The following is an 8,755-nucleotide window of genomic DNA, read 5'->3' on the forward strand; positions in this document are numbered from 1 at the left end:
CACCTTTCCTGTCGGCCGCGTACGGGGCGTTGCCCGTACGCGGCCGTCATGCGTGCGGGAGGGGCAGCTCGAACCAGACGACCTTGCCCACCGCCTTGCGGGCGGTGCCCCAGTGTTCGGCGAGTTTGGTGACCAGGGTGAGGCCGCGGCCGGTCTCGCCGAGCTGCTCGGCCGGTTCCAGCGAGGGCAGGTTGTGGTTGTCGTCGCTGACCTCGACCAGCAGCTTGTCCACCCGGATCAGCTGGAGCTGCACCCGGTCCCGGGCGACCCGTACGGCGTTCGTGACCAGTTCGCTGACCAGCAGCTCGGTGGTGTCGCTGAGCGCCTCCAGGTGCCAGGCGGCCAGCTGCTCGCGGACCAGCGAACGGGCCCGGCGGACCTCGCGCTGGTCCACGGTGAGGTCCCAGGTGGCCACCTCGGACGGGGCGACCCCGTCGAAACGGGCCACCAGCAGGGCGACGTCGTCCTTGCGGTCGTCCGAGTGCAGCCGGCGCAGCACCTCGTCGCAGGCCTGCTCGGGGCTCTGCTGCGGGTCGATCAGGTTGCCGCACAGCGCGGCCAGGCCCGCCCCTATGTCCCCGCCCCGGACCTCGACCAGTCCGTCGGTGCACAGCACCAGCATCGAGCCGTCCGAGACGTCGATGGTCTTGGCGACGAACGGCACCCCGCCGACGCCGATCGGCGCGCCGGCCGGGATCTCCAGCAGTTCCCCGCTGCCGTCCGGGTGCACCAGGACGGGTGGGACGTGGCCCGCGCTGGCCAGCTCGCAGGTCCGGTTGATCGGGTCGTAGACCGCGTACAGGCAGGTGGCGAGGTGGTCGTCGCCGAGCTTCTGGGCCAGGTTGTCCAGGTGCCGCAGCAGCTGGCCGGGCGGCAGGTCCAGGGCGGCGAGGGTCTGCATCGCGGTGCGGAAGCGGCCCATCGCGGCGGCCGAGTGGATGCCGTGGCCCATCACGTCGCCGACCACCAGGGCGACCCGGCTGCCGGGCAGCTGGATCGCGTCGAACCAGTCGCCGCCGACCTCGGCCTTCGGATCGCCGGGCAGGTAGCGGTGGGCGATCTGCACACCGGGGATCTGCGGCGGGCGGGTCGGGATCATCGAGCGCTGGAGGGTGGTGGCGACCCTCGCCTCGGCGCGGTGCAGCCGGGCGTTGTCCAGCGACAGCGCGGCCCGTACCGCCAGCTCCTTGAGGGTGGCGGCGTCGCTCTCGTCGAAGGGGGCGCGGTCCGGCAGCCGGAGCAGCTTGAGGATGCCCAGCACGGTGCCCCGGGCGGACAGCGGGACCACCAGCATCGAGCGGCCGGAGACCACCGGGGCCAGCTGGGCGCCGCCGAGCGCGATCGCGTAGTCCACCGCGACGTCCGCGCTGACCACCGGGACCAGCACCGGCTGGTTCAGTTGCAGGGCCATCCCGGGCGGGGTCCGGCGCGGCATGCTGACCAGCGAGCCCTCGGAGAGCACGTGGTCCCAGGCGCCGCCGGTCTGGTTGAAGACCAGGGCCACCCGGCGCAGCATGGTGTCGTCGTCGGGGCGGGAGACCGGCAGCTCGGAGTCCGAGATCAGGCCGTCCACGAGGTCCACGCAGGCGAAGTCGGCGACCCGGGGGACCAGCACCTGGCACAGCTCGTGGGCGGTGAAGCCGAGGTCCAGGGTGGTGCCGACCTTGCCGCCGACCTCGTTCAGCAGGGCCAGCTGTTCGCCGGCCTGGCCGTTGGTGAGGAACGGGCCCAGCCGGCCGCTCGATGGTCCCTCGCCGCCGGCGGGGGCGGGGACGGCGCCGGGCGGGGCCTGGTCGGGGCGGCGCGGCGGGAGGCCGTGGGCGGACGACTCGACGGCGGCCTGCGGCTCGATGGTGGCTCCTCCTCCGGTACGTGGGGGTGCTGCCTCCCGGCCGGGGGCCGGGAGCGGGGCGGGCGGGGCACCGACGGCCGCGGTGGGCCGCTCGCCGGGGGCGTGCGGGGCGGGGTCGCGCCGGGCCGGGCCGTGGGACGCCGGTTCGCGGTGGACCGGTTCGCGCTGGACCGGTTCGCGCTGGGCAGGCAGCGGGCCCTGGGGACGGCGGCCGGGCGCGGACTGGTCGCCCTGCGGCGGCGCACCGAGCCGGGCCGCGCGCTGCTGGGGCGTCGGGTAGCGGCGGCCCAGGCCGGCGGCCACGTGGGCGGTGCCGGTCTGCGGATCGGAGGGCAGCACCGGCAGCACGGTGGTCGCGTCCAGCCGCAGCGCGGGCAGCCCGGCCAGGGCGGCGGCCTCGCGCAGCGGGGCCCGGAGGGCGACGGGCAGCAGCCGGGCCAGCGGCTCGGGCAGCTCGGCGGCGGGCGGGGTGAGGGCGGCGGTCAGCCCGTGGAAGCCGCCCCGGGCGCCGGGCGTCGCGGTGAAGGGCAGCAGGCGCTCGCCGAGGGCGAGCCGCGGCCCGGTGGTGCGCAGCGGGCGGGCGTCGGCGGCGAGCGCGAGCAGTCCGCCGGCCGGGCCGGGCAGCGGGTAGGCCCACCAGAGCACGTCGCGCTGGTGCTCCTCCCGGTCGGTCACGGTGAGCCGCCCGGCCCAGGGGCGGCCGGCCGCGGTCAGCTCGGCCAGGGTGTCGAGGGCGTCGCAGCGGCGGCGCACCGCGCAGCGGCCGAGCACCCGGGACTCCAGGGCCGGCAGCAGGCCCGAGGCCGGGCGGTCGGTGGCGGCCTCGGCGCGGTGCCCGAACAGTTCCTCGGCGGCCCGGCTCCACTGGGCGATCCGGCCGGCCCGGTCGACCACGACGAGGGCGAGCCGGACCAGGGCGGCCACGCCCGGAGGGTGGTCGCCCGGCGCGGTCTCGGCGCCCGCCGGAAGCGGTGTGGAGTTGGACTCGGCCACCATGGATTCGGTCTGCTCCCGCCTGGCCGCCGCGCCTGGGGCGGCCGTTTCTCCGGAGGAAGGCACGCTGTGCGGATACCAGCGAAGCACGGACCGGGCCGGGCCCGACACCGAAACGGGGAGATTCATCAGGATCGGTTGCGTGTCACGCGCCGCGCGCCGGTTCGTACGCCCGCTTCACCCGGACGGCGGCGCGGACCGCGACGGTAGGGTGGCAGGCCGGGCCGCCCGCGCGGTGGCTCCGAAGGAAGCCGGCCGGACGGACGAGACAGAGGTGAGATCGTGACCGCGCAGAGCCCCGCCCGCTGGACGGACCCGGAGCAGCAGGAGTTGGAGGAGCGGGTCGCCGCCGCCGAGCTGGCCTGGCTCAGCATGGACGTGGACGTCCAGACGCTGCGGGTCGAGATCGACAACTTCGCGCTGATCCACCACCAGCTGCTCGGCCCGCTCTACGCCAGGCTGGACGAGCTCGACGCGCTGGTCGCCGAGGCCGTCGCGGCCCGCACCGGCCACCCCGACGACCTGCGCCGGGCCGCCGAGGCGCGGCAGCAGGTCGAGGACCTGCCCGACCTGGACGCGCTGTTCGACTCGGTGCGCTCGGAGCGGGAGAGGACCGGCGAGGGCGCGGACGAGGCCGTCCCGCCGCCGCCCGCAGCGCCGGCCCGGGTGCGGCCCGGGAAGGAGGCCCAGCGGATCTACCGCGAGCTGGTCCGCCGCGCCCATCCGGACCTCACCACCGACCCCGGCGAGCAGCAGCGCCGGGCGGACTTCCTGGTCCGGGTCAACGAGGCCTACGCGTACGGGGACACCGTCGCGCTGGAGGGCCTCGCCGCCGAGTGGTCCACCGCGCCGGAGGCCGCGCCCGCCGTCGACTCCCCCGACCGGCTGGGCTGGCTGCGCCGCCGGCTGGACTGGCTGACCGCCAAGATCACCGAGACCGCCACCGAGCAGGTCCGGCTGGAGCAGACCCCGATGGGCCAGCTGCTCGCCCTCGCCCCGCAGGACCCGGACCGGCTGCTGGAACAGCTCGCCGAGGAGCTGCTCGCCAAGGCCGCCGCGCAGCAGGCCGAGCTGGAGCGGCTGCTCGGCACCCCGGATCCGGCCCGCCGGCCGCCGGCGGTGGGCGACAATGGCACCCGCCCCACCGACTCCACCGACCCGCACCGAGCTCAGGAGAGCCCCACGATGTTCGCGCAGATCCCCTCCACCGACGCCGCCTCCGTGCCTGCCGACGCCGCCCTGCTGGACGTGCGCGAGCAGGACGAGTTCGACGCCGGCCACGTGGACGGCGCGCTGCACATCCCGATCGGCGAGGTGATCGCCCGGATCGACGAGCTGCCGGAGGACAAGCTGTACGTGCTCTGCCGGGTCGGCGGCCGCTCCGCCCAGGTCGTCCAGTACCTGGTGCAGCAGGGGCGGGACGCGGTGAACGTGGACGGTGGGATGTACGCCTGGGAGGGGGCCGGCCGCCCGATGGTCAGCAGCACCGGCCAGGCCGCCTTCGTCCTGTAGGACCTGTAGTCCCTGTAGGACCTGTAGGACCTGTAGGGCCTCTGCGACCTCCAGGACCTCCGGAACCTCCCGGTGCCCGCCCGGTGACGGGTAGGGCAGGATGGGCGCGCGACGCGCCGGTACCGGCCGGCGGCGCGCCGACCGGGCGGGGAGGCCATGACGGGGACCACGGACCGGGCCGCCCCGGGGAGGGTCTGGTCGACGCCCGCGCAGCTCGTCCTCGGCCTGGCCGCAGTGGTGCTGGTCAGCGGCACCGGGCTGTTCCTCGCCGCGGTGTTCCTGCACGTCGCCCCCGCCAACACGCTGTCCCGGCAGTACCGGGACGAGGTCGACGGGATCGTCTACCCGGAGTTCGAGCAGAACTGGAAGCTGTTCGCCCCCAACCCGCTGCAGCAGAACGTCAGTGTGGACGCCCGGGTGCGTACTGTCGCGGACGGCGGCGCCACCCGCACCCGGGACTGGACCGGGCTGACCGCGCAGGACATCGCGGCGATCCGGGGCAACCCGGCGCCCAGCCACGTCGACCAGAACCTGCTGCGCCGCGCCTGGGACTTCTACGACGGCTCGCACGACGCCCAGGACGGGAAGCCGACCGGCTCGCGCGGCAGGCTGGCCGAGCAGTACCTCAAGCGGATCGCGTTGCAGCGGATCGGCCGGGAGGTGGACGGCGAGCGGGTGCTGGAGATCCAGTTCAGGGCGACCACGGCGACGGTGCCGCCGCCGTCCTGGAGCGGTGAGGCCGCGCCGCCCGCGCCCAGGGTGCGGGAGCTGCCGTGGTGGCCGGTCGGGGACGAGGACTACCGGGGGCTGGGGTGAACGAGGGAGCAGTGGAGCCCGTGGCGTCGGCCGGGGAGGCCGGGCCGGTGGAGCCGCAGCTGCTGGACGGCGTGCCGCGGCAGGGCGGACCGCCCGTCGCTCCGGCGGGCCCCGGGCCGGTCGTGGCGGCACGCGGGCCGGTCGCGGCCCTCGGGCGGGCGATGGAGGCTTTCAGCGGGCGGACGCTCGGACGGCACCAGGCCGCGGTGGTGCGGATCGGCTTCGGGCTGGTCTGGCTCGCCTACCTGCTGCGCGAGTGGCCCAACCGGCGGGTGCTGTACGGCGACCGCTCGCCCTGGTCGATGGAGCTGGCCCAGCGGCTGCTGGCCGACGACGGGGCGTTCACCGTGCTGCCCTGGTTCGGCGGGCGGCTCTGGTTCGAGCTGGTCTACCACCTGGCCCTGCTGGCCGCCCTGGCGGTGCTGCTGGGCTGGCGGACCAGGGCGAGCACCGTGCTGTTCCTGGTCACCGTGCTGTCACTGCAGAACCGCGACGTCCTCCTCGGCGACGGCGGCGACAACATCGTCCACCTGATGGCCGTCTACCTGGTCTTCACCCGGTGCGCCGAGGTCTGGTCGCTGGACGCGCGCCGGGCCCGGCCCGGGCGGGGCGGGGTGGTGCTCTGGGCCCTGCTCGGCGCGGTGCTGGCGGTCTGTCAGGCCGGCGACTTCTCCGGGGACAGCCTCACCTGGACCGGGCCGGCCTTCCCGTACCTCGGCTGGGCGCCGCTGTTCTGGGGGCTCTGGGCGGTCGCCGGGATCTGGTGGACGCTCGGCCGGCTGCGGCCGGCGGGCGAGCCGCGGGCCGTGCTCGACGCGCTGGCGAACATGGTGCACAACTGCGCGATGCTGGTGATCGCCACCGAGGTGGCGCTGGTCTACGCCACGGCCGGCTGGTACAAGGTGCAGGGCTCGCGCTGGCAGGACGGTACGGCGCTGTACTACCCGCTGCACCTGGACTACTTCGCGCCCTGGCCGGGGCTGTCCGCGCTGGTCGGCTCGGCGCTGCTGCCGGTTTTCCTGATCTCGTACGGCACGGTGATCCTCCAGGTTGCGTTCCCGTTCACGCTGCTCAACCGGCGGGTCAAGAACGTGCTGCTGGCGGTGCTGATGGTGGAGCACCTGGGGATCGCGGTGGTGCTCGGGCTGCCGGTGTTCTCGCTCGCGATGGTCGCGGCGGACGCGGTGTTCCTGCCGACGGGTGCCCTGCTGTGGGTGGCGGCGCGGCTGGGGCGGCTCGGGCTGCGGTGGCGCAGGGCCACGGTGGCGCAGGGCAGCGGTGGCGCAGGCTGATGGCGGCGTAGGGCGTGTCTAGGATGGCGGTATGTCCTGGTTCGCCGCCCTTCGTGACACCGCGCGGACCGGACTCACCCTCGACCGGGCGCTCACCGACCCCAAGCGCGCGCTGCGCGGGGCGGTCGCCGTGGCGCTGGTGCTCTTCCCCACGCTCGCCCTCGGCGGGGTCGGGCTCGCCACCTCGGCCGCGATGGGCGCGTTCATCGCCGGCTCGGCCACCTTCCAGCGCAGCTTCCGGCCCCGCGCCAGCCTGGCCGTCGCGGCCGGGGTCGGGCTCGGGGTCAGCACCTTCCTCGGCTACCTCGCCGCCGGGGTGTACGGGCTGTTCCCGGTGCTGCTCGCGGTGTGGGCCTTCGGTGCGGGACTCGCCTGGGCGATCGGCCCCACCGCCGGAGTGGTCACCGCGAACACCCTCTCGGTGATGCTGATCGTGGTCCAACTCCCGGTCAGCGCGGCCGCCGCGCTCGGCCACGGGCTGGTCGCCGCGCTCGGCGGCGTCGTCCAGGCCGTCGTCATCACCCTGTGGCCGATCGGCAGTTGGAGCGCCCAACGGGCCGCGCTCGCCGACACCTACGCCGAACTCGCCGACTACGCACGCCGGTTGCGTCAGGACCCGACCGCGCACGTGGACCCGGAACCGTTCATGACCGCCCGGCGCGCCTCCGCCGTCACCCCCTGGCAGGACCGCCACCGGCCGCCCGAACTGCGCGGCCTGCGCGGCATCGCCGAACGCATCCGCCCCACCCTCGCCGCGCTCGCCGACCCCAAGGTCGGCGCACCCGAGGAGGGGCCGGAACGCGACCGGGCCCGGGAGGTGCTGGCGGCCGCCGCCGAGGTGATGGACGCCCTCGCCCGGGCCGTCCGCACCGGCGACCCCGTCCGGCTCCCCCGGTCGGCGCCCGCGCTGACCCTGGTGCGGCCGGACCAGGGGGTGCAGCTGCGAGGAGCGGCCCGGCGGTCCGCCCGGCGGCTCGGCGGGCTGCTGCGCAAGGCGGCGGACACCCTGGACCGCAACGACGAGGACACCATCACCACGCCCGTGGTCGGTGCGGGCGGGGCGCTGCACAAGCCGTCGATCTCGCGGATGCTGCCGGTCGCGCTGCGGGCCGTACGGCGGCAGCTGCGGCCGCGGTCGGCGATCTTCCAGCACGCCGTCCGGCTCGCCGGGGTGGTCACCGCCGCCTACCTGCTGGCCCGGCTGGCCGGGTTCCACCACGGGTACTGGGCGCCGATGACCGCGGCCATGGTGATGCGGCCCGACTTCGCCCAGACCTACAGCCGGGGGGTCGCCCGGCTGGCCGGGACGGTGGTCGGGGTGGCCGTCTCGACGCTGGTGGTGCAGTTGGCCCATCCGGGGGAGTGGGTGCTGGCTTCGCTGGCGGTGCTGTGCATCGGTGGGGCCTATCTGGCGTTCCGGACGGGGTACGCGCTGACCACCGTCGGGATCTCCTCGTACGTGGTGTTCCTGCTCGGGCTGCAGGCCGGGGATCCGCTGGTCACGGCCTTCGAGCGGGTCGGGCTGACGCTGCTCGGGGGGTCGCTGGCGCTGCTGACGTACGCGCTGTTCCCGACCTGGCAGACCGCGCGGCTCGGGGAGCGGCTCGCCGAATGGCTGGCGGCGGCCGGGCGGTACGCGGCGGAGGTGGTCGCCTGCTACGAGGATCCGGCGGCGCCGAGGCGGCGGGCGGTGCGGGCGGCGCTGCTGGACTCGCGGGAGGCGCGGTCGGAGCTGTTGCAGGCGATGCAGCGGGCCGATGCGGAGCCGGGGCGGCATGAGTCGGGGCTTGATGGGGTGAGTCGGCGTCAGATCGAGCGGGCGCGGGCGGCGGTGGGGCACTTGGGGAGGGCGGCGGTGTTGTTGGAGGCGCATTTGCCGGGGGCCGATGCGGAGCCCGTGCCGGGGGCGGCGGAGTACGCGGAGGAGTTGCGGTTGGCGACGGCGTTGGCGGCGGGGGCGTTGTTGACGGGGCGGGCGGTGGAGTTCTCGGGGGTGCGGGAGGCGCAGGTGCGGTTGGAGGAGGGGTTGGGCGGGGGGTCGGCGGGGGGTGCGGTGGGGGGTGCGGAGAGGGGTTCGGTGGGGGGTGCGGTGGGGGCGGGGGTGCAGGGGGATGTGGTGCGGGCGGGGACTCGGTTGGTGGGGGTGGCTTTGCGGGATCTGGAGAGGGCTTTGCGGGGGGCGGGGGGCTAATGCGGTGGGGGCCGCTGCGCGGGGCTGGGGTGTGGGGGTGGGCTTTCGGGAGGGTGGGTTGGTCCGGGGGCGGTTCCGGGGGTGGGCGCTCCGGGGGCT

General features: G+C 75.6%; 5 protein-coding genes. 4 read left to right on the forward strand and 1 reads right to left on the reverse strand.

The window, feature by feature from the left end; all coding sequences use genetic code 11:
* Positions 1-46: 46 nt before the first annotated feature.
* On the reverse strand, positions 47-2,848 hold the full coding sequence (locus tag ACZ4W5_RS29235; protein ID WP_465657864.1) for a SpoIIE family protein phosphatase: 2,802 nt from the start codon (positions 2,846-2,848) through the stop codon (positions 47-49).
* A 279-nt stretch (positions 2,849-3,127) separates the two neighbouring features.
* Here ACZ4W5_RS29235 and ACZ4W5_RS29240 point away from each other — a divergent pair, with 279 nt between their 5' ends.
* The 4 genes from ACZ4W5_RS29240 to ACZ4W5_RS29255 all read left to right on the forward strand — a co-directional run bounded on the left by ACZ4W5_RS29240 (position 3,128) and on the right by ACZ4W5_RS29255 (position 8,656).
* Positions 3,128-4,357: a rhodanese-like domain-containing protein gene (locus tag ACZ4W5_RS29240; protein WP_465657866.1), complete on the forward strand. Its 1,230-nt coding sequence runs from the start codon at positions 3,128-3,130 to the stop codon at positions 4,355-4,357.
* Between the two features lie 156 nt (positions 4,358-4,513).
* Positions 4,514-5,173: a DUF5819 family protein gene (locus tag ACZ4W5_RS29245; RefSeq protein WP_360242909.1), complete on the forward strand. Its 660-nt coding sequence runs from the start codon at positions 4,514-4,516 to the stop codon at positions 5,171-5,173.
* 20 nt (positions 5,174-5,193) lie between these two features.
* Positions 5,194-6,465: an HTTM domain-containing protein gene (locus ACZ4W5_RS29250; RefSeq protein ID WP_465657868.1), complete on the forward strand. Its 1,272-nt coding sequence runs from the start codon at positions 5,194-5,196 to the stop codon at positions 6,463-6,465.
* A gap of 31 nt (positions 6,466-6,496) precedes the next feature.
* A complete protein-coding gene (locus tag ACZ4W5_RS29255; protein WP_465657870.1) occupies positions 6,497-8,656 on the forward strand; it encodes an FUSC family protein in 2,160 nt (719 codons plus the stop codon).
* Positions 8,657-8,755 lie beyond the last annotated feature (99 nt).

It is taken from the genome of Kitasatospora sp. NPDC029367 (assembly GCF_055569135.1).

What these genes read in the sequence shown, in the direction of transcription:
- ACZ4W5_RS29235 (WP_465657864.1), bottom strand. Translation starts at nt 2,848, where the DNA reads ATGGTGGCCGAGTCCAACTCCACACCGCTTCCGGCGGGCGCCGAGACC.
- ACZ4W5_RS29255 (WP_465657870.1), top strand. Translation starts at nt 6,497, where the DNA reads ATGTCCTGGTTCGCCGCCCTTCGTGACACCGCGCGGACCGGACTCACC.
- ACZ4W5_RS29245 (WP_360242909.1), top strand. Translation starts at nt 4,514, where the DNA reads ATGACGGGGACCACGGACCGGGCCGCCCCGGGGAGGGTCTGGTCGACG.